This window comes from Lacipirellula sp. (genome assembly GCF_965279485.1).
In the GTDB taxonomy this organism is placed as follows: Bacteria; Planctomycetota; Planctomycetia; order Pirellulales; family Lacipirellulaceae; genus Lacipirellula.
On sequence record NZ_CBDIIC010000002.1, the window covers coordinates 3,247,351 to 3,268,005 of the forward strand.

The 20,655-nt window shown below is 61.0% G+C and carries 14 protein-coding genes; 7 read left to right on the top strand and 7 right to left on the bottom strand.

Features of this window, described 5'->3' with window-relative positions; genetic code table 11:
• Positions 1–145: 145 nt before the first annotated feature.
• The 4 genes from ACQY7R_RS20615 to ACQY7R_RS20630 are packed head-to-tail and all read right to left on the bottom strand — an operon-like array spanning position 146 to position 5,060.
• Positions 146–1,510 (bottom strand): MFS transporter, encoded by a 1,365-nt coding sequence (locus ACQY7R_RS20615; RefSeq protein WP_428307438.1) that lies wholly within the window; start codon positions 1,508–1,510, stop codon positions 146–148.
• A 23-nt stretch (positions 1,511–1,533) separates the two neighbouring features.
• Positions 1,534–2,349: an HAD-IIA family hydrolase gene (locus tag ACQY7R_RS20620; protein WP_428307439.1), complete on the bottom strand. Its 816-nt coding sequence runs from the start codon at positions 2,347–2,349 to the stop codon at positions 1,534–1,536.
• Positions 2,350–2,400: 51 nt separating this feature from the next.
• Positions 2,401–3,693, bottom strand: a complete 1,293-nt coding sequence (locus tag ACQY7R_RS20625) for an MFS transporter (RefSeq protein ID WP_428307440.1) — start codon at positions 3,691–3,693, stop codon at positions 2,401–2,403.
• A 17-nt stretch (positions 3,694–3,710) separates the two neighbouring features.
• Positions 3,711–5,060, bottom strand: coding sequence for a sn-glycerol-1-phosphate dehydrogenase (locus ACQY7R_RS20630; protein ID WP_428307441.1), 1,350 nt, complete (start codon positions 5,058–5,060; stop codon positions 3,711–3,713).
• Between the two features lie 323 nt (positions 5,061–5,383).
• On the opposite strand from ACQY7R_RS20630, the gene ACQY7R_RS20635 reads away from it, so the two are divergent.
• Both ACQY7R_RS20635 and ACQY7R_RS20640 read left to right on the top strand, forming a co-directional pair.
• On the top strand, positions 5,384–6,367 hold the full coding sequence (locus tag ACQY7R_RS20635) for a sugar-binding transcriptional regulator (RefSeq protein ID WP_428307442.1): 984 nt from the start codon (positions 5,384–5,386) through the stop codon (positions 6,365–6,367).
• A gap of 337 nt (positions 6,368–6,704) precedes the next feature.
• Entirely contained in the window at positions 6,705–7,490 is a 786-nt protein-coding gene (locus tag ACQY7R_RS20640; protein ID WP_428307443.1) for a PEP-CTERM sorting domain-containing protein, read from the top strand.
• Between the two features lie 131 nt (positions 7,491–7,621).
• On the opposite strand, the gene ACQY7R_RS20645 is transcribed toward ACQY7R_RS20640, so the two are convergent.
• Entirely contained in the window at positions 7,622–8,200 is a 579-nt protein-coding gene (locus ACQY7R_RS20645; protein ID WP_428307444.1) for a glycerol-3-phosphate responsive antiterminator, read from the bottom strand.
• 251 nt (positions 8,201–8,451) lie between these two features.
• Here ACQY7R_RS20645 and ACQY7R_RS20650 point away from each other — a divergent pair, with 251 nt between their 5' ends.
• The 5 genes from ACQY7R_RS20650 (at position 8,452) to ACQY7R_RS20670 (ending at position 17,033) form a co-directional block, all read left to right on the top strand.
• On the top strand, positions 8,452–10,020 hold the full coding sequence (locus ACQY7R_RS20650; protein ID WP_428307445.1) for a glycerol-3-phosphate dehydrogenase/oxidase: 1,569 nt from the start codon (positions 8,452–8,454) through the stop codon (positions 10,018–10,020).
• Positions 10,021–10,467: 447 nt separating this feature from the next.
• Positions 10,468–13,038, top strand: a complete 2,571-nt coding sequence (locus tag ACQY7R_RS20655) for a dockerin type I domain-containing protein (RefSeq protein ID WP_428307446.1) — start codon at positions 10,468–10,470, stop codon at positions 13,036–13,038.
• 187 nt (positions 13,039–13,225) lie between these two features.
• Positions 13,226–14,206 carry a DUF1559 domain-containing protein gene (locus ACQY7R_RS20660; protein ID WP_428307447.1) on the top strand — a complete coding sequence of 327 codons (981 nt, stop codon included), beginning with the start codon at positions 13,226–13,228 and terminating at the stop codon, positions 14,204–14,206.
• Between the two features lie 115 nt (positions 14,207–14,321).
• A complete protein-coding gene (locus ACQY7R_RS20665; RefSeq protein ID WP_428307448.1) occupies positions 14,322–16,151 on the top strand; it encodes a lamin tail domain-containing protein in 1,830 nt (609 codons plus the stop codon).
• 21 nt (positions 16,152–16,172) lie between these two features.
• The gene (locus tag ACQY7R_RS20670; protein WP_428307449.1) at positions 16,173–17,033 is read left to right on the top strand and encodes a glycerophosphodiester phosphodiesterase; all 861 of its coding nucleotides are present in this window, start codon (positions 16,173–16,175) and stop codon (positions 17,031–17,033) included.
• A gap of 84 nt (positions 17,034–17,117) precedes the next feature.
• Here ACQY7R_RS20670 and ACQY7R_RS20675 read toward each other — a convergent pair whose 3' ends face one another.
• Together ACQY7R_RS20675 and ACQY7R_RS20680 are read right to left on the bottom strand one after the other, a co-directional pair.
• Positions 17,118–18,674 (bottom strand): hypothetical protein, encoded by a 1,557-nt coding sequence (locus tag ACQY7R_RS20675; protein ID WP_428307450.1) that lies wholly within the window; start codon positions 18,672–18,674, stop codon positions 17,118–17,120.
• 80 nt (positions 18,675–18,754) lie between these two features.
• Positions 18,755–20,299, bottom strand: coding sequence for a PQQ-binding-like beta-propeller repeat protein (locus ACQY7R_RS20680; RefSeq protein ID WP_428307451.1), 1,545 nt, complete (start codon positions 20,297–20,299; stop codon positions 18,755–18,757).
• Between the last annotated feature and the right edge of the window lie 356 nt (positions 20,300–20,655).

Below are 20,655 nucleotides of genomic sequence, written 5' to 3' on the forward strand. Positions count from 1 at the left end.
CTCCAATGATAAAAGCCACCCGCCGCGGCGGGTGGACGAATCTCGCATTGCTTTGCCAATCAACAATGCGTCCACCGGCGGAGCCGGTGGCTTTTATAAGACGAGCGGTGGTGTCAGTGTAGCGGTAGCACGCGACGGTGCGAAGCTACGCCCGCGGCCGCATCGACCAGGTAAACGCCAGCAGTACGAACGCCAGCACGCCGCAAATGAGAATCGAGTAGAGCACAATGTCCCACGCCGCGTCGCGACCGAGGATCGGCTCGTACTTGTGGACAGCCCAGCCAAACCCCTTCGCTTGCGCCGTACGGCCCATGTAACCGATGAGGCCGATGAACCCAGCGGCGGCGCCGATTGCCTTCTTCGAAACAATGTCGAGTGCCGCAATCGTAATGAGATTGATCACCGGGTAAATGAAAAAGCCGATCGCGAAGAGCATCGTCATGTCGATCCACAGAAACCCCTTCGGCGTGAAGAGGATGCCGGCGAACGCGGCGACGATCGGGATCATGCAGAGGGCCGCGACCATGCCGCGGCGGCCGCCAAGTTTGTCGGAGAGCCAACCAAGTAGAATCGTCGAGGGAATGCCGCCGATTTCGAGAATCGCCGTCGACCAGCCGCCTCCTTCGAGCGTTGCCCCTTTCATTTCGCGCAAATACGTCGGGCCCCAGTCGAGCATGCTGTACCGCGTGACGTAGGCGAAAAAGTTCGCGAAGGCGAGCAACCAAACCCACGGGTTGAGCAGCACCTTGTCGAACAGGATCTCGCGAAAGGTTAGCTCGCGCTCTGCGCTTGCGGATGACTTATCAACCGCCGCAGGATAGTCGTTGCGGTAGACCTCGATCGGCGGCAGGCCGACCGATTGCGGCGTATCGCGCATCCGCATGAGCAAGTAAAAGGCGCCGACGACCGATATCGCCGCAGGCACGTAGAAGGCGTATTGCCACCCGCCGAAGGTGCTCACGGCCCAGGCGACGATGACGCCGGTGGCCGCGCCGCCTACGTTGTGCGAAGTGTTCCAGATACTGAATTTGAGGCCGCGTTCCGATTCGCTGAACCAGTGCCCCATCGTCCTCCCGCATGGCGGCCAACCCATGCCTTGGGCGAAGCCGTTGAGCCCCCACAGCCAACAGTGGGTGATGTAGTCGGCGGTGGCGCCAAATGCGACGTTGATCGCGGCCGTCAGCAGCAACCCCGTGGCGATAAACTTCCGCGCATCGCTCCGATCGGAAAGGACGCCCATCACGAACTTGCTTAGCCCGTAGGTGATGGCTGTAATTGCCGTGATGTTGCCGATCTGATCTTTCGTGTAGCCGAGCGCATCGTGCAGCTCAATCGCGATCGGCGAAACATTGTTGCGAACCAGGTAGTAGGTCGCGTAGCCGATGAACGTCGCCTCGAGCATCTGCCAGCGGAACGCAGGGTAGACGCGCGCAACTTCCTCGGCGGGGCGCTGCGGTATCGCCGTCGGCGGAGCGTAGAAGCGACCCAGCGGGCGGAGGATGTTGAGCATAGCGCCTTCGAGAGTCGGAGGAATCACACACCGCGAGCGGCGCAGAGCTGGCGAGACAAGTCGTCGAGGTCGCTCACTATCAAATCAGGTCGATGCGCCTCCGGCAAGCTCATCGCTTCCGCGGCGTTCGCTTCGCCCGTGAGCGTGAGGATCGCCAGCGCCCCCGCATCGCGAGCCATCCGCACGTCGGTGTAGAGCCGATCGCCGATCATCGCCGTCTCGCTCGGCTGCAGGCCGTGGCGATCCATCACTTCTTGAATCATCTCGGGACTTGGCTTGCCGGGGACGGCGTCGGGCTTGCGGCCGGTTGCTGACTCGAGCAGCGCACAAAACGCTCCACAGTCGGGAAGCACGGTTGGCTGATCGGTGGGGCAGATCCGATCGGGATGCGTTGCGAAGTACGGCACGCCCCTGCTGAGCCAGTACGCGGTGCGGCAGAGACGCTCGTAGGTGAGCTGATAGTCAAAGCTCACCACGACCGCGTCGGGGGCGTCGTCGACGATCTCGAACCCGCCGAGCCGCCAATCTTCGAGCGCCTGCTCGGTGGTGAGGACGAACAGCCGCTTCGCCTCAGGAAGCGTCTTCTGAATGTGGTGAATCGTCGCGTGCGCCGAGGTGACGACGGAATCGGGCGGCGCGGCGATTCCCATTTCGTGCAGATGCTGGACGTACCCTGCCCTGCTCTTCGAACTATTGTTCGTGACGAACGTGTAGCCGATGCCGAGATCGCGCAGCCGGGCGAGGAACGGAATCGTTTCCTTAAACAGCGTGCGGCCGAGGTAGATCGTGCCGTCCATGTCGAAGACGATGTGACGGAGCTTGGCGAGTCGTGCTTTCAATGGATCGAGCGGGTTAGGCGTGGAGTTGAATCAAGCGGAAGTTGGCGAGGCTCAATCGTAGCCGTGCGCCTTGGCTGGCCAACAGAGGGCAAACAGCAAGCTGCCGATGCCGGCGGATATGGCGAGCAGGATGAACGCGGCGTTCCAGCCATGGTTTTCTGCAAGCCAACCGATGCCGACGCCGGAGACTAAGGTGCTCGCATACCCGAATAAACCGGTGAGGCCGGCGGATGCAGCGGCGGCGCGCTTCGTAGCGAGATTCGCCGCAGCGATGCCGATCAAACATTGCGGACCGTAAATGAAGAAGCCGGCCACAGCCAAAATCGCGGCGTTGGCGGCGATCGATTCAACTGGGACTAACCAGAAAACCAACAGGGCCGAGCAACAGCCGAGCATGTAGAAGAGGCAAGCCCGTGTGCCGCGACCGCCGAAGACGTGGTCGGTGATCCAGCCGCTGGAGATCATGCCTAGAATGCCAGCGACTTCGAAAGCGCCGACGGTCCAGCCGGCTTCCGTCTCGAGTTCGAAGCCCTTCGCTTCTTTCAAAAACGTTGGCGCCCAATCGACGACGCCGTAACGGACGATGTAGACGAAAAAGTTGGCGAGCGACAGCAGCCAGATGTACTTATTCGTGAACACCAGCCGCCGTAGCGTCGACCACAGCGAATCGGTTTCGCTCACGGTTGTATGCGCGGTCCCGGCGACGGGCGGCAAGCCCATTGACTCGGGCGTGTCGCGCAGCGCGATCGCGAGCGCTATCGCGCCGACTAGTGCAATGCCGGCTGGAACGAGAAAACAGAGCCGCCAATCGACGCCGACGAGATAGCCGCACAGCACGGCGACGCCTGCTCCGCCGACGGAGTGACCGACGTTCCAGACTGACATCACCGACGCCAATCGTTTCGGTGAAAACCAGTGGGTCATCAGTCGCGTGCAAGGCGGAAAGCCCATGCCTTGAAACCAGCCATTGAGCGCCCACAACGTAATGAACAACTTCAGCGCATTGCTGAAACCAAACGCAAGGTTGAGCGCTCCGCAAATGGCCAGGCCGCCTGCCATGAACCACCGCGCGTTGACGCGATCGGCAATGATGCCGTTAGCAAACCGGGAGACGCCGTACAGCACGCCGTGTGCGGAAAGGCACCAGCCGAGGTCTTCTTTAGTGTAGCCGAGTTCGAGGCCGATCGCGGGGATCGCAAAGCTAAAGTTCTTCCGCACTAAGTAGAAGAAGGCGTAGCCGATCATCGACGACAGCAAGATGCGCCACTGCCAGTAACGGAACTCGGCGGAGGTTTCGCCGGGATCGGCGACTTCCGGCCCGTCGGACGAATTCGTGACGATCATCCCCATCGGGCGCCCGTTCAGTTCGTGGAAGAGAAGACGTCGTCGAGGGCCGGTTCCATCAGACCGGCGCGGCGGACGATGTCGAGAATCGTGAAGCGCCGGCGAATGTGGTATGCCTGGCGATAGCTACGACGGAGCCGATCGCGGTCGATGCCAATTTCTTCAGAGAAGGTCGGCGCCCCGGCCGCGGCGAGCATGTCGCGGAACTCGCCGTGCGGAACGAGCTGCGCCTGCAGGCGACGTGAGAGTTCCGGCCATCCTGCTTTCAATTTCGCGAGTTGGACGCGGACAGCGTCGCGCGAGACGAGCTTTGCACGGCTTTCTTCGTACGCCTTTTGCTTGAGCTCATCGTGCGCGAAGAGCGTGGCGATCTCGGCATCGTTGTCGAGCGATGCGGGCCACTCGTCGGCGATACGATCAACCTCGAGCGATTCGATCGGCTGCCGAGCGAAGGCTTCATACAATGCAATCGAAGCGAGCGAGCCGATGCCCACTTTAAAACCATGCGACGGGGCGTAGCCATTGTGTGTGTGCCCCTCCATATCCCACAGATGGCTGAACTGATGCTCGGCGCCCGAGGCGGGACGGCTCGAGAGTGCCGCTTGCATCGCAAACCCCGACATCATTAGCGCGATCGTGAGCCGGCGAATCGTCTCGAAATCGCCGGTCTGCACCCCTTCGGGATTCGCCATCCACTCGCGCAGCCGCGATTGCACGGCGTCCCACGGGAACTGGCTGATTGGTTCTTCGCCGAGGAAGTCGGCCAGAATCCAATCGGCGCCGGCGGGGCATTTGGCGGCGAGATCGGCATAGCCCGAAGCGTTCATCGACGACGGCGCCGCGGCGATAACGTCGAGGTCGGCGACGACTCCCCGCGGCGCGGGGCAGTCGAACGTTTGCTTCGAGCCGCGGTAGGTGATCGACGCTCCGTAGGCGGTGTAGCCATCCATCGACGCGGCGGTGGCGACGGAGAGATAGGGTCGCTCGACCTGATGCGCGGCAAGCTTCACCAAGTCGTTGATCGAGCCGGCGCCCAATGAGATCGGAATGGCATCGGTCGTCTTAAGGTGCTCGCGAATTTCATCGACGAATGAGTATTCAGCATAAAGTTTCTCCGCCGGCAGGATCAGCGGATCGACCGTCGGCACGCCGGCCGCACGCAGCGAGTCGAGAACGTCCGGCCCCGCAATTTCGAAGGTTTGCTCGTCGCCAACGACGATGGCCGTGGCCCCGCCGAAGAGCCTAGTGAATGCCGCCGCTGTGCGGTGGCGAGCCCCCCGATCGAGCTCCAATAGCTTCGTATCGCGAGCCGAACGGAGCGCGGCAGCGAGGAGCTCGGTCTCAGAGGTTTGTTCGATTGTCGACATATTCAGCCGCGCGAATGGCTTCGCGCGCTCTCGATTTCCCGGACATTACGGCGATTTCGTGCGGCGACTGGCGATCGCGAACCATGGCGGCCGGCGTTACGAACCGAGGCTCGCTGCGGGGGCTCAACAGCTCGCCGCGACCACCCCTACTTGACAGCTGGGGGTGGCGTTGAATAGATATGCAGATTATTGATTCACATGGTAGTGGTTTACGGCGGCAAGGTCAACGATCCGCCGGCGTCGCCGCCGCCATCTCTGGTCCGTTCGATGCCGACTTCTCTCTCGTCAAATTCAAGCGCGAGTCGCTAGCGATGAGCAAAGCCATGGTTGAACCCCAGCCGAAGCGATCTACTCCCACGGGCGACGGCGTTTACAGCGACGCCCAACTGCTGTTGGCCGCCAGACTCTACTACGTCGACGGCATTCTGCAGAATCAGATCGCTAAGATGGTCGGCGTTTCGCAGGCGAAGGTCTCTCGCATGCTCGCCGTCGCCCGAGAGCGCGGGCTCGTGCGGATTACTGTGCCGGAATACGAACCGCGGGAGCGCGAATTAGAGGCGGAACTCGTCTCTGTCTATCAGCTAAAAATGGCCATCGTGGTCCGCAAAGTCGCCGGCCAGTCGGTCGCCGATTTGCGGAATACGCTCGGCTACTTCGCTGGGCCAATCGTCGCCGCCACGCTCGCTCCGTATGGCACGCTGGCGGTCGCCGGCGGGCGGACGCTGCAGTCGCTGACCGACGCTATGAGCCGCGGCCCCGGACCTATCCGCCCGGTAGTAGTCCAGGCGATGGGCAACGTCGATTCCACTCCTGGATCTTACGATGCATCGGAAATCGCTCGCACGCTCGCCCAGCCCTGGGGCGGCGTCTACCTCACGCTGAACACGCCGGCATTCGCGCCGACCGCGGCGGTCGGCAAGCAGTTGCTCGAATTGAAAGACACGCGCGACGTGTTCGAGCGACTGGCTGCGGCGGAAACGGCCCTCGTCGGCGTCGGCAACCTGCAGAATTCCGTCTTCATCGAACGGAACATTTTGCAGCCGAAGGATATTCAAGAACTTCATCGTGCCGGGGCGGTCGGCGAGATTCTCGGCCGTTTTTACGACGAAAGCGGCGTAGAATGCCAGACTTCCTATCGTCAACGCGTGCTGAGCTTACCGCTGGAGAAGCTGCGAGCCATCCCGAATGTCGTGGCCGCAATTGCGGGAAGCGATCGGACCGCCGCGATTCGAGGGGCTCTGCGCGGCGGGATTCTGAAGTCGATCGTCATCGACGACGACGGTGCGCGATCGCTGCTCGCAGGGTAAGCGGCGCGATCGCGTGAATGAAAATTCACGCGGCTGAACTCCCCCCGCAAAATTGTTGACAGTGGTGAGATCGCTATCTAATCTCGACGAACGTCAGACAAACTTTTCGCCGTTTCGACGGCCGCTAGATATCCGATTCGAGCCAGAGAATTAGAGAAAGGCTCCACGGTTACGCCGTGGAGTCTTTTTTTGTTGGTTCGCGTTTCTCTGGTTCATTCAGCGCCAGATTCACGAGACCTTCATCGACTGTTCATGCCGGGCTCACCGGCTTGCTTGAGCGGGTTGGTAGAATCAACAAGCTAACCATTGAGTTCACACCCACAGAGGAGCATCGCTAATGAAGGCCTATCGCGTCTCGCTGATCGCCGCGTTGGCGGCCATGGCCGCCGCCCAACTGCAGGCGGCCACGTTGGTCAGTTACAAACTTTCAGGCGTGGCGAACGCGGCCGTTCCGAGCGTCGCCGCAAGTCCTTCGCCGGTCGGCATTACGAACATTGCGTTGACGCGCGGCGCGGGCATCAACGCCGCCGCCCTGACGAACGGCTTCTCCGCTGACACCTGGAATCGCCCTGCTCCGTCGCTTGAGAACGCGATCGCCAACGGCGATTACTTTCAGTGGGGCCTTGGGGTCGCGCCAGGCTACACCGCTTCGCTGTCGACCGCCGATCTTGCGCTCCGTCGCTCGGCTGCTTCGTCGCCGATGAACATGCAATTGCAGGCGAGTCTCGACAATTTCGCGACGCCAGGCATCGTGATTTCATCGTTCAACTACTACGGTCGGACGTCGGGGACCGCTCCAGGCACTCCGCCCGCCCCTTATGAATACATGACGACGGACGTCCCGGGACGGCTCAATGCCGGAACTTCGCCTGGCGATCCAATTCCGACAGTCAACCTGTCGTCGTTCACTTCTTTGCAGAATCTGGCGGGAGGAGCCAACGTTACCTTCCGTCTGTACGCATGGGGCAACGCCTCAACGACTGCCACGAACACGTTCGCGCTTGGCCGCATGATCGGCCCAGCGGTGGGCGGCGACGTGGCCGTTGCCGTTCCGGAACCAACGTCGCTCGCACTGGTCTGCGGGGCGGCAATGATTGGGTTGGCGATTCGTCGCCGGCAGTAGTTGCGTCGTTCGCAACTGCAACGTGCAGACTGCGCTTGGCCGGGGGGCCCAGCGTACAACGCGGCATGCCGACCGTTTAGCTGGCGGGAGGCATGCCGTTTTTTTTTATGCGCTGTGCGCTGGAAATGCGGCTAAGCGTTCAGTGCCCATAGTTCGGGACGGGTGCTCGTCACCGAACGGCAGCCGCTCTCGATCGCTTCTTGGACGTCGGCTTCAGTACGACATAAACCGCCGCCGATGCGAGGCAATCCGCAGCGATTCAGATCGCTTGCCACTTTCACTGCCGCGACGGCGGGGAGAATTTCGATCGCGTCGGCCTGGGATTTCGTCGCCACCGCAATGCCGCGATCAACCGCCCGGCTATCGGAGAGAAAGAGCCGCACAATCGATAGCAGGCCCAATCGTCGGGCTGGCTTCGCGAGGTAGTGGTGAACCGTCACAATCCCCGCGAAACGGTTGAATTCTGCCAAGTACTCGAGGGCTGCTTCGCTATTCTCCAACCCTGAAATGAGATCGATGTGCGCGAATATCGCCACCGGCGAGAGCTTCTGCTCGGCGAAGCGATCGAGCGTCCGCGGCAAATCGGCGAGCGTTCCCCCCTGCATGATGATCATGCTGGCGTGAGCGAGAGCGTCGATGCTTTTCGACGGGTCCCAAACCACTGGGATCACCGGTTTCCGCAGGCATTTGTCGATCGTGGTTCGCGGCATGCAAAGAAAGCGCTAGAGCAACGAGTGGTGCACTGAACGAGCGTGATCGTAATCGCTTTGTTCGACAACCAAAGGATCGAGATTGCAACAAAGCAGCTTGACGGGAAACTTTCGTGCAAGTAATAATAGTCGAACTCGTTGGCAAAACCGACGACCAATCAAAACAACTAAAAAGCATCTCGGGCCAGAGATAAAAAGAGAAAGGCCCCGCGGTAGCACCGCGGGGCCTTTTTTTATTGGTGTGAATAAATATGCGTCCCCAGGCTAATCAACAGTCCGCACCTGACGCTCGTTTGGAGCAGTTGCAACGGCAGCCGCTCGACGTGCTTGTCATTGGCGGCGGCATCGTCGGCACCGGCGTTGCTCGCGACGCGGCGATGCGCGGCTTGCGTACCGGATTGGTCGAGCAGCATGATTTCGCCTCGGGTACCAGCAGCCGCTCAAGTCGTTTGTTGCACGGCGGCATTCGCTACCTCGCCCAAGGCCGCGTCGGCCTCGTGTGGGAAGCAAGCAAAGAGAAATCGCTCCTCCGCGAGATCGCGCCGCACCTCGCCGACCCGCTGGAGTTCGTGTTCCCCACGCGCAAGGCGAACGGTTGGCCCCGCTGGAAGCTCGGCGTCGGCGTGCGGCTGTACGACCTCCTCTGCGGCGTTGGCAAAGGGGGCGGCAGCGGTTCGATGGGCGTCGCTGAAACGCTCCGCCGAGTTCCTGGCCTCAATCAAACCGAACTCACCGGCGCCGTCCGCTATCACGACGCGCTGACCAACGACTCGCGGCTAGTGCTCGACACGCTCAACTCGGCCGTGCGGCATGGCGCCATCGCCTGCAACTACGTGAAACTGCTCGACGCGACCGCCGAAGGCGATCTGTGGCGTTGCGAGCTTGAGGACCTTCGCACCGCGACGCTTCATGTTGTGAAGGCCCGCTCAGTCGTCAACGCAACCGGGCCGTGGTCGGACCGGATGCCGAACTCCGAAACATCGCTGCGGCTCACCAAAGGCGTGCACCTTGTCATCGACCGCTCGCGGTTGCCCGTGGACGACGCCGTGGTGCTGGCCGAGGGAAGTCGTATCTTGTTCGTGATTCCGTGGGGCGAGCGGGTGATTCTCGGTACCACCGACACCGACTACCACGGCCCGCTCGACAATCCGTCGTGCGACGACGCCGACGTCGCCTACATCTTGCAGGTGGTGAACGACGGCTTCCCTGCGGCCAAGCTGACGCCGAAAGATCTCGTTAGCACCTGGTCCGGCCTTCGCCCACTGGTGGCCGACAAGAACGGCAATCCGTCGGACATTTCCCGGCGACACAAAATTGCAATGAGCCATGCCGGTTGGTGGGACGTCACCGGGGGCAAGCTGACGACCTACCGCTTGATGGGCGAGGAGACGGTCAATGCGATCGTCAAGTTCCTCGGCGTGAAGGCTGGTCCCTGCCGAACGGCAGCGACGCCGCTGATTGAGGCCGGCAAGGGCGAAAGCGGACGTGCAGAAACATTTAGCGGCATCCTGCCTCCGCCTGTGTCGGCGGCGGCGGTTGGCCACTACTGCCATGTCGAGTCCGCTCGGCACTTGGACGACGTGATGATCCGCCGCAGCAGTTGGCGGCACTACCATCACAACCAGATGGAGCTTGCTGCAAACGTCGCGCGATGGATGGCGGCGGAATTGAAATGGACCGACGCCGAGACGGAAACCGAACTTCAGCGCTACCGCCGACTAATCGGCGGCGTTGAGGCTGCGGCTCCCCGCATTGGCGTCGCGCCGGTAAACGGCGACGGGCACGCGGCGACGGGCGTCGTGCGCAGCGGAGCGATTTAGGAACGTGTTTGGAAGATCTCGCCGGTTGCATCGAGGAACCGAAGCGCTGCGAGGAATTACGAGAGTTGAAGGAAGCGTCAACGAGTTCACGAGACGAGACAACAACCTTTCGTCGCATATCTATTCAGCCGCCGGCAATTCGCTGCATCGCTATTCGCCGGCAACGTCTTATCTGTCTGTAGTTCACTGAGGAAACGCATGATCTTCAACGGATCTTCATCCTGCTTGTCTATTACTTAAATGCTTGTTCGCCACCTTCACGGCTCAACAGTGGAGCGGCGGCGAGTCGCCAGGCATCGAGTGGACGGCAAGGGAGGTTCGATGAGTCATGCAGAGGAAGAATTCGTCGTCGAGGAGCGCCTTCCGGAGCGCCGTTTGACGACTCGTAGGGGCACTAATCCAGCATCGGCTATTCAACGGGAACGCACATTCATGGGAGGGCTTTCGATGAAAAAGAACATTTGGCGCCGCCGGCTTGCGGCAGCGATGGCAGGCGGGGCGGTGATGATCGGGGCTTCACCCGCTTGGGCCGTTGAGTACGCGAACATCGACGTCGTCGACGGTGCCATCTCGCAGACTGATGCGCCGACGGTGACGATTCCAGCGGGCCAAGGGACCGCCGGCTTCTTCATCGATCCAGGGAGCGTCCCAGGCGAAATCCCCGTCCGCTTCGGCGCGAGCGCCGCAGACGATTTCGCCGGCGGCGTGTTGATTGCATCCGTTCGCGAGATTCTGAAGACGCCGACGGGCGCGACGCAAGCATTGTCCGCCACTGCTTCGACGGTTCCGGATGACGACGCGACATCGGTGAACACTCGCAATGTCTCGGGCGGGTTGGCCATCGTCACAGACCGAGCGGGTAACGATGCCGCGGGCGCCGCTTACCCGTTGGGCGGGCCAATGAATGTTAATGTTGCCGCCGCCTACTTCCCGTTCAGCGAAGGCTGGAAGGGCGGCACCGTGTGGTCTTCAGTTCAGAATGCAATCAACCTCGACATGTTCGCAGGCAGCGCGGGCATTCAGCTTGGCACCCATGTCAAACCAAATTACTTCTTCGATACCCCGTTTGATCAGAGCGATGCGAACGATCTTGGCAATCACTTTGTCTCGATCCCTGGCGTCACCGACAGCCGCCAGCAGGGCATCTTGCTGACGATGCACGCTAAGAACGAGGACAATTTCACTGCCGTCAGCCCGACGGTGGACGGCGACGGCTGGCAGGTCAACACTCGCGGCAACGCACAAGACTCGCCGAGCTTAGGCGAGAGCAAGCCGTTCTCCTTCGTGTTTGTTCCACTGGGAACGCCGAACGTCACGATGGGGGCGATTTGGGGGGCAGCTGGACCCGCGAACGAGCCGGTGCCAGTGCTCAAGAGCGGCGCCAACTTCAGCATTGTGAAGACGGCGGCCTCCGGAACCTATCGTCTCACGATCGACGGACAGACGCCTTCGTCGGGCTCGCTCATCGTCCAGACGGGCAGCAGCCTGACGGGACAGGGCGGCTTGCCTGCCGACAACATTGTGCCGTACAAGCCTGATGGCGATGGCTGGATCATCACCTCGGATGACATGGCGAATATCAACCAAGGCGGGGAGAACCAGAACGGCGCCTCGTCAGAGCGGATTCCATACTTCCAATTCGTCTTCATGCCGTTCAACGCCCAGCCAGGCGCACCGACGATTCAAGCGGCGGGTTGGGACAAGACGAGCGTCTTCAGTTTTGACATTGGCGTCACGCAGATCACCAACGGAAACGACCAAGACGACGTCGACTCGCCGACGACCCCGACGACGACTCCCGGTCCGGACATGTACACGACTCTCAAGGCCGGCACTGCGGGTCTCAACATTGTTCCTTCGCGGATGAACAAGGGCGATAACGCCGTTCATGTGAACGGTGCGCTCCCCACCGCTGCTGACGGCGTCATGCTGACGACGATCAGCCAAGGGCTGCGAGACAACACCGCGACCGGCGGCGCGTCAGCTGAATTCGGCGTCGCTTCGGCAAGCATCACCGGCGCCGCTGCGGCTTCCGGCGTCCCTGGCCAATGGGAAGTCCACACGCATCGGACGGGGCTTGTTGCCGTCAACGAAGAATTGAACATTGACTACGCCGTTGCATTCTTCGGGCGTAACAGTGGTTTCCCCATGGCCAACGCCGTGCCAACCGCTGCATCTGGTAACGGCCACCTCGACCTGAATATTTCCGGAGTGAATTCGGAGACAGCCGGCGTATTAATGGTTAATCCCGAAGGCAACGCTGCTCGTTTCGCCACGGCACAACCGAAGGCCGGCGGCGGTGGTTGGGACGTCGACGTGAAGACGGTGGCGCTGCTTGATCCGGGCGCCACTGCTGCTGTGAACTATGTCTTTCTGCCGTACGAAACCGAGAACTTAGTCGCAGGGCGAGTCAATGCGAACGGCTCGATCGTGAACTCGACTGGCGTAGGGACTGCTCCTGGGCAATTCACGTTGACGCGTGATTCCGCCGGCCAGTACATCCTGACGGTCGCCGGCCGTACGCCGAGCCAAGGAATGCTGCTGCTGACTCCGGGCGCCGGCATCGACGGGTTGACCGACAATACGATGGCCTACGAAGCGTTCGGCAACTCGTTCCGAATCATGGGCATCGATCTGATTACGCAAGCAGATAAAGACGGCGGCGCGTTCACCGATTTCCAGGATACCGCGTTCTCGTTCGCCTTCATCGACTATCTAACCCCGCCCGAACTGGCTGGTCCGGCCAATTTCTTGGCTGCCGATTTTAACCAGAACGGCGTCGTCGATGGCGCTGATCTTACGGCTTGGAAGAGCGGGTTTGGCACCGGCACGACTAAGGCTCAAGGCGACGCGAACGCCGACGGGAAAGTCGACGGAGCCGATTTCCTGGTCTGGCAGCGTCAGTTCGGCCAACTGCCTCCCTCGGCGGTGGCTGCTGGAGTTGTTCCTGAGCCAGCCGCTTTTGCCATGGCGCTGTCGGCCGTCGGAGCACTGGCGTTCCGTCGCCGCCGGTCGTAGTCGCATAACGTTGATTCGGTCGCCCGGGGGCTAATGACAGCCCCCGGCGACCGCTTCAAGTAGTTCTCGGAGTGGTTTTCAAATAACGAATCGCCGTTTCCTTTGACGGCATGTCACCGTATCGACGATGCCATGCCACTGGAGGAAGTAGCGACGAAATTGAAGTCAAATGGAAAGGCTGTGGAATATGAACCCCAAATCCCATCAAGAATTCGCCTCGCGGCATAGTGCTCGGCGGGCGTTCACGCTCGTTGAACTACTTGTGGTGATCGCGATTATCGGCGTTTTGGTGGCACTGCTATTGCCCGCTGTTCAAGCCGCTAGAGAAGCGGCGCGCCGCACCCAGTGCACGAACAATATGAAGCAGTTGGGGTTAGCCGTTCACAATTACGAATCGGCCAAGAGAGAGTTGCCTCCTTCTCATACGCAGGCGCCTCGTCACAACTTTATTGCATTCTTACTTCCCTACATCGAGCAAGGAGCGATGGCGGCGCAGTACGACATGAAAAGAGACTGGGATGCTCGTCCGGTTGTCAGCGGTGGCTTAGGGAACGTCGACGTTCAGAGACTGCCTCTCGAAGGCGCGAAGTGCCCGACGACTCCAAATAGTTCCCGTCCTGAAAACGCTGCGGATTACGCTATCGCAATCAAGTTCAACAACGCGGATGGCAAAGCCAAGAAGCTTCTGATTGCTGGACAGAACGGAGTGAAGATCACTGACCGCGGCGCCGAATCGGACGACGTCGACGGCCCTTGGAGCAGCATGCTGCGAGTGCGATTTAACGCAGTCAACCGTTACACTCCAATTAAGATGAAGCAAATCACCGACGGACTGTCGAACACGTTCATGATTTTTGAGGACGCCGGTCGGCCTGACGGGTTCGATCAAAATAAGAACCCAACTGCCGACACCACGAAGGCGGAGACCGAGAATGCAGTGTCAGGACAGAGTTGGGCAGACTTCAATTCTTTCTTCGATATTCACGATACTTGCGGCGGCGGGCAACTGATGAATTGCAATAACAACAACGAAATTTATAGCTTTCATGTGGGCGGCTGTAATTTCACGATGGGCGATGCCTCCGTGCGTCTAGTGCAGGATGGCATTGATCCCGAAACCTTCACGTCTTTGTTCACACGCGCTTCAGGCGATATTGTGAATCAATAAGGTGGTTCGACGAGACTTGCCCAGCAAGCTCATCGGCAGAAGCGGTCCCCTCGAGCGTCGGATGGCAACTTTGAGAGCAATTGTTGGTCGGGCCATCGTTGGCGCATGGGCCCTGATGTCACTCAGCGCAGTTCGCGCTGAGATCATCATCAGCGAGATCATGTTCAATCCGCAAGGAACGGACAAAGATCTCGCGGCCGCGACGCCTTACGACCGCGAGTGGGTCGAGATCTACAATACGGGTTCGGCGACCATCGACATCTCAGGATGGCAGTTCGGGGATTCGCAGGACAACGATTGGGCGACTCCCTTTCCGGTGGGGACAACGCTCGGCGCAGGCCAAGCATTGGTAGTAACGGGGGACGCGGAAGGCTTCGACGCTCACTGGGGAAGCGGGATCAACCGCATTCAAGTTGGCTCGTTCCCCAACCTAGCGAATACCGTCGGCACGAATGAGGGCGCCGGTATTCGCAATCAAGCCGGCGTTATTCAAGACGCGGTTCGATATCAGGAAGCCGGTTGGCCCACGGCCAACGGCTCCGACGGCAACAGCATCTATTTACTTCCCGGGGCGCTGTCGAAGACGAGCAACGACCTCGCAGCGAATTGGAAGCCTTCTGCTGCCGGCGTCTACGGCGCAAAGTTCCGCGCCGCGGCTGGCCAGGAGAATCATGGCTCGCCCGGTTACGTAGAGACGGTGACGCAGGCCCCCTTCGCGCCTTCTCCCAATGCAGCTTGGTCGATGGTCGTGATGCCGGATACGCAGAACTATGCGAAGAGCTCGGTGAATTTGCCTATCTTCTCGCAGCTCACGAATTGGATTAAGGACAATAAAGAAGAGTACAAGATGCAGGTCGTCCTCCAAGAGGGGGACATCGTTAATCAAAATAGCCAAGTGACGCCCACGAGCGGCGACCAGACAGCCAATCAGCAGTGGGCCAACGCCAAGGCGGCGATGAGCATCCTCAACGGCGAGCTGCCTTACATTATGGCGGCGGGTAATCACGACCTTGGCACGACGAGCGCGCAGAATCGCAACACGCAGTTCAACGAGTATTTCAAGGCGTCCGACAACCCGCTTGTCGATCCGGCTCAAGGCGGCATCTTCGCCGGCTATCAAGTTCCCGGCGAATTGCAAAACGCTTACTTCGAGCTTCACGCCCCTGACGGCCGCGACTTGCTGATCTTCTCGCTTGAGTTCTGGCCGCGGCAAGCGACGATCACCTGGGCGAATCAGATTGCCGCCTTGCCGAAGTACGCCGACTACACCGCGGTCCTCCTGACGCATTCCTACCTCAATCCGAATAATACCCGCGCGAACGATACTCCCGACGGCTATCCCGTGGGGACTGACGGCAACGACGGCGAGGAAATGTGGAATGAACTTGTTAAGTTGAATCCCAATTTTGAGATGACGCTCAACGGCCACGTCGGCGGCGACGGCGTCGGCTATCTTAAGAGTACGGGGCCGCAAGCGAACGTCGTTCACCAGATGGTGTTCAACTCGCAGTTCGAAACCAACGGCGGCAACGGTTGGATTCGTGTGCTGGAGTTTCTCAATGACGGCAAGACGGTTCATGTGCGCACCTACTCGCCGTTTTTAGATCTCTACCGCACCGATGCGGCCAATGATTTCTTCTTCACGCTTTCTCAGTTGCCGACGCCCGATTACGCCGCAGACTTCAATGAGGATGGTTACGTCGATGGTCTAGACCTCGCTGTTTTCAAGAACAACTTCGGGCGGACATTCTCGGCTAGACCGCAGCAAGGAGACGCCAATGGCGACTTCAACGTCGATGGCGCCGATTTTCTGATTTGGCAGCAAGAGTACACTGGTCCGGCGGGACCGACTTCACAAGCGGCCGTACCGGAGCCTTCGGCGCTCATGCTCATGCTGTTATCATTAGCCGCGTTGCGCTGCGGGCGCGCGGTCCGCACTTGTTAGGCTTGGTTTGAAGGAGAAGTGATGGCGATTCGTTTAGCGCTTGCGCTTGGCTTGGGCATCCTGTCGGCTTTGGCCGGATCGGTCGAAACGGCAAGTGCGCAGAACATCGTGGCTCACCGCGGTGCGTCGTTCGACGCGCCGGAGAACACGGTCGCGTCGATGAAGCTGGCGTTCGAGCAAGGCGCCGACGGAGTCGAGGCTGACTTCTACCTCACCTCGGACGGCGAGATCGTCTGCATTCACGACGCCGACACCAAGCGGACTGCCGGCGTGAAGCACGTCATCGTGAAGACGCCGTTCGACGAGTTGCGCAAGCTCGACGTCGGCGCGTGGAAGAATGAGAAGTACCGCGGCGAAAAGATTCCGACCTTCGCCGAGATTGCCGAGACGATCCCTGCCGGCAAGAAGTTCATCATTGAGCTGAAGACGGGTCCGGAGATTGTGGCCCCGCTGAAGGATGCGCTCGCGAAGACTGACCTCAAGGACGATCAGATTCTCATCATCTGTTTCAACGAGAAGACGGTCGCCGAGTGCAAGAAGCTATTGCCGAATTTGAAGTGCCACTGGCTCACGGGCTACAAGCAGAACGAGAAGACGGGCGAGTGGAAGCCGACGCTCGACGAGGTCGTGGCGACGCTGGAGCGGAGCCACGCCGACGGGCTCGGCACGCAGGGGGAGATGAAGCACGTTGACGCCGAGTTCATCAAAGAACTCTGCGACGAAGGGCACTGCGAGTTCCATGTTTGGACGATCGATGACCCCAAGGTCGCCAAATATTATCAGAAGCTAAAGCCGTGGGGAATCACGACCAATCGGCCTGGTTTCTTACGCGAGCAGCTCAATGCGAGGCCGGCGAAGGTTCCGGCCGCGGCGGCTAAGTGACGGATTGATTCTTTAGTCTTTTGACGTCCGTCGCGTATCGGAATGGCGACCGACCCCCGGGCAGAGCCCGGGGCTAGACGATGCTCATGCGGTGAACGCAGCGCGGGTGCGCTCGACTAGGCTGTTGTCGGGCTCGGTCGCCGTGTTGAGGTTGAACGCGTTGCTCGCCAAGTAGCGATCGCGCCACGCGGGCGAGACGTTGTAATAGTCTTCGAGCACGGCCGAGCTGAACTTGTAGTCGTGGGCGTCGTTCCCCTTGAGGAACGTCAGCACGCGCGAGGCGTTGATCACTTCGTTCGCGTCGCCCGTGGCGTTCAGGCGAGCGAGCATTAGCTGGGCGCCGCGGCTGCGGTCCGCGCCGAGTTCGTTGAAGATCGCGTCGATCGTTGGCGGCGTTGCGGCGTCGCCCTCCCCTGCTGCGAGCTCGTCGATGCGGATCGCGGGGACTTTTTCCGGGCCGCCCATTTCGTTGAGAAACATCGGCAGGAACGCGGCGTTCTGCAGCGTGAGGAGGAGCCGCGTCTCCTCGTCGCCGCTCGTTTCGTAGGCGTAACGGAGGGCGTTGCTCGTCGTGACGGCGTGGAGCGAGGCGATGCCGGGTTGACGCATGAGCAGCTCGCCGGCGGCGAGGTGGAGGCCGTCCCAAATCGATTGGAGGGGGACGCCGGCGGTGAGTTGCTCGCTGACGAGGTTGCAGGAGTCGTCGTTGTTGGCGTGGCGGATGGCGGTGAGGAGTTCTTTCGTTGCGCCGCTGTCGGTGGATGCTTTTCCGAGGTGCGCCGGGGGCGGGGACGCCCCGGCTCGCTGGAGTTTGGCTACGCGTTCGAGGTTTTTTCTGTAGGGGACGTCGGCGGAATCGTTGCGGTCGCGGGGGTTTTCGCCTTCGTGCATGAGTAGGGCGTAGGCTAGCGAGCGGAGGACTGGTTCGGAGTGGCGCCAGCCGATGCAGTTGAGCGTTCGCAGGCTGTTGGCGACGTAGATCGCCTTGTGGCCGATCGAGCGGAAGTCGCGCATGCCATAGCGGAAGAGATGTTCGTAGGTTTCATTCGCCCCGGCGGTGCGGGCGAGGCCGACGATCGCGGCGTCGGCGGCTGCGTCGTCCCAGGCGTCCATTGCGGCGGTGAATTCGGCGGCCGCTTTGTCGGCGCTCGGCACGGCACGCTCATCGACGGGCTCCATCACCCAATCGCCGCGCTCTTCGACGTCTCGAGCGGCAGCTATTTTGTAATAGTCGAGCGCCCAGAAGATTGGTAGCCAGCGATATTCGTCGGGCGACGCCATGCTCGCGAGGTGAGCGGAGTTCACCACGAGCACCGAATGAAATTTGTGCCCGACCGATGGCCGCGGCTCGACGTTTTTTACGCCCGCGAGCAGCAGCGCGGCCAACAGCGTTTGGTAGCTGAGGCCGCCATTGATCCGTTTGGCGATGACTTCGAGCAGATCTTCGCGAGAGGTTTCTTCGATGAGGCGGACGATGGGCGCCACGTCGGGCTGCAGGCCGAGGGCGTGCTGCGGGAGTTGCGTCTCGGCGGCCGTGACCGGGGCGAGTCGCGTGATGAAGTCGAGGTTGCCGAGGCCGGCGAGGGCGCCGAGCGTGGCGCCGCTGCGCAGGAAGGTGCGTCGTGAAGCTTGATTGGGCATGGTCGTCCTCTTGTCCGCCTTTGGACGATTGTCGAGTGCCCCCGGCTTGAAGAGCCGGGGGCTAAGGGGAATATCGTTCGTTATTCCTCGATGCAGAACAGGTGGTTCTCGCCGCGGATGAAGATTTGGTTGCCGGCAATTGCGGGCGAGGCGTCGACTGGCTCGTCGACGGTGTTCGTCGCCAGGATTTCTAGTTCGCCCGTGTTGGGGATGACGACCGTCGTGCCGTCGCGGCCGGTGAAGTAGATCTTCCCATCGGCGCCGACCGGGGAGGCGTAAACGTTTTCAACGCCGGCGAGGCGCTTCTGGTTGATGAGCGGTTCGCCCGTCTTCGCTTCGAGGCACGAGAGGACGCCGTTGGTCCCCTTGGTGAAGTAGAGCTTATCGCCGTAGATGATCGGCGACGGCACGTAGGGGGCCCCTTGATTGGTTTTCCAAGCGACCTCGTCGGTGTCGGTGATGTCGCCCTCGGCGTCGAGCGGAATCGCGACGACCGCCGAACCGCGATGGCCGGTCATGCAGTAAACAAGGTTGTCGTAAACAACCGCAGTGGAGATGGGGTTGGTCACTTGGCCGCCACATTCCCAAATCACTTTGCCGGTGTTGATGTCGTAGCTGCGGCTGCGGTTGGTGCCGTTGAGGATCACTTGCGTCTTGCCGGCGGCCTCGACGACGAGCGGCGTCACCCAAGTGGTTGGTTCTTCGCGATCAATTCCCCACTTCACTTCGCCGGTCTTCGCGTCGAGGGCGAAGAGGTGCGAATCCTTTTCATGGTCCCACGGCACGAGCAGCGTGTCGCCGTAGATCGTCGGCGAGGCGCCTTCGCCGAAGCCGTTTCGAGTTTCCATGTCGCCGAGGTCGCGCTCCCAGATCTTGTTGCCGTCGAGGTCGTAGCAATAGACGCCGTGCGAGCCGAACGAGGCGTAGATGAACTTCCCGTCGGTGGCCGGCGAGCCGGAGGCGTAGGAGTTGGTGTCGTGCATCCCTTCATGCGGAGCGGCCTCGCGGGCGGTCTTTTCCCAGAGGATTTTGCCGGTGTTACGATCGAGGCAGAGGACGTTGAATTTGTAGATGTTGCGTGGGCCACTGTCGCGTCGGCCGAAACCGCCGAAGCCACGGCCTCCGCCGCCCGGGCCACCGGGGCCGCCTGGTCCGCCGCGGCCGAAGCCTCGGCCTTCGCGCGGGCCATCGCCGGGGCCGCGTTCGCCACGCTCGCCTCTTTCGCCGCGCTCGCCACCGAAGCGGCGCTCGCGGGGGGCTTCGCCTTCCGGCGGGGCTGCTTCAGCGGCAGGTTCTTGGGCGGCGGTTTGTTCGACGTTCTCGTCCACCTTTGGCGTTTCGGCGCCTTCAGGAAGTTTGCCGGTGTCGACAGCGGTAAGGACGTAGACGCGATCTTCCCACACGATGGGGCTCGCGCTGCCGCGGCCGGGGATGGCCGTCTTCCACTTCACGTTCTTCTCGGCACTCCACTCCAACGGCGGTTTCGCGGACGGTGCGACGCCGGTCATTTCGGGGCCGCGCCATTGGGGCCAGTTCTGATCGTTGGCGGCGTCGAGTGCGAACGCCGTGGCGGCGAAGGGGGCGGCGAGGAGTGCGGCGGCGAGCGGAAGGAGTTTGAGCGTCATCTTAAACTCGTTGGTGGAGTTAAGCTGCGTAGCTTGGGGTGTGATTTGAGCGGGTGTTTTGTCGCGGATTGAATTCTGTCGTGAAACGCGTTTTTGGCGACAGAATTCTAAGTGTTTGGTCTTGTTGTGGTTGCGACTGCGGCAGTGGTGACAGAATGGCGTCGCAATTGTTGGTGCTGGGTTTGGGTAAGTGTTTGTGCGGGGGCGAGGTTTGCTTGGGTCGCTCCGGCGGCTCGTTGAGCCGCGGCTACTCGCGCATTATCTCGCGTTGGGGGGCTGGAAGCTACGACCAATTTCCGGCCACCCCGCGATCGGGGGGATCAATGGCGCGACTTAGGAACAACACCGCGGGCGCG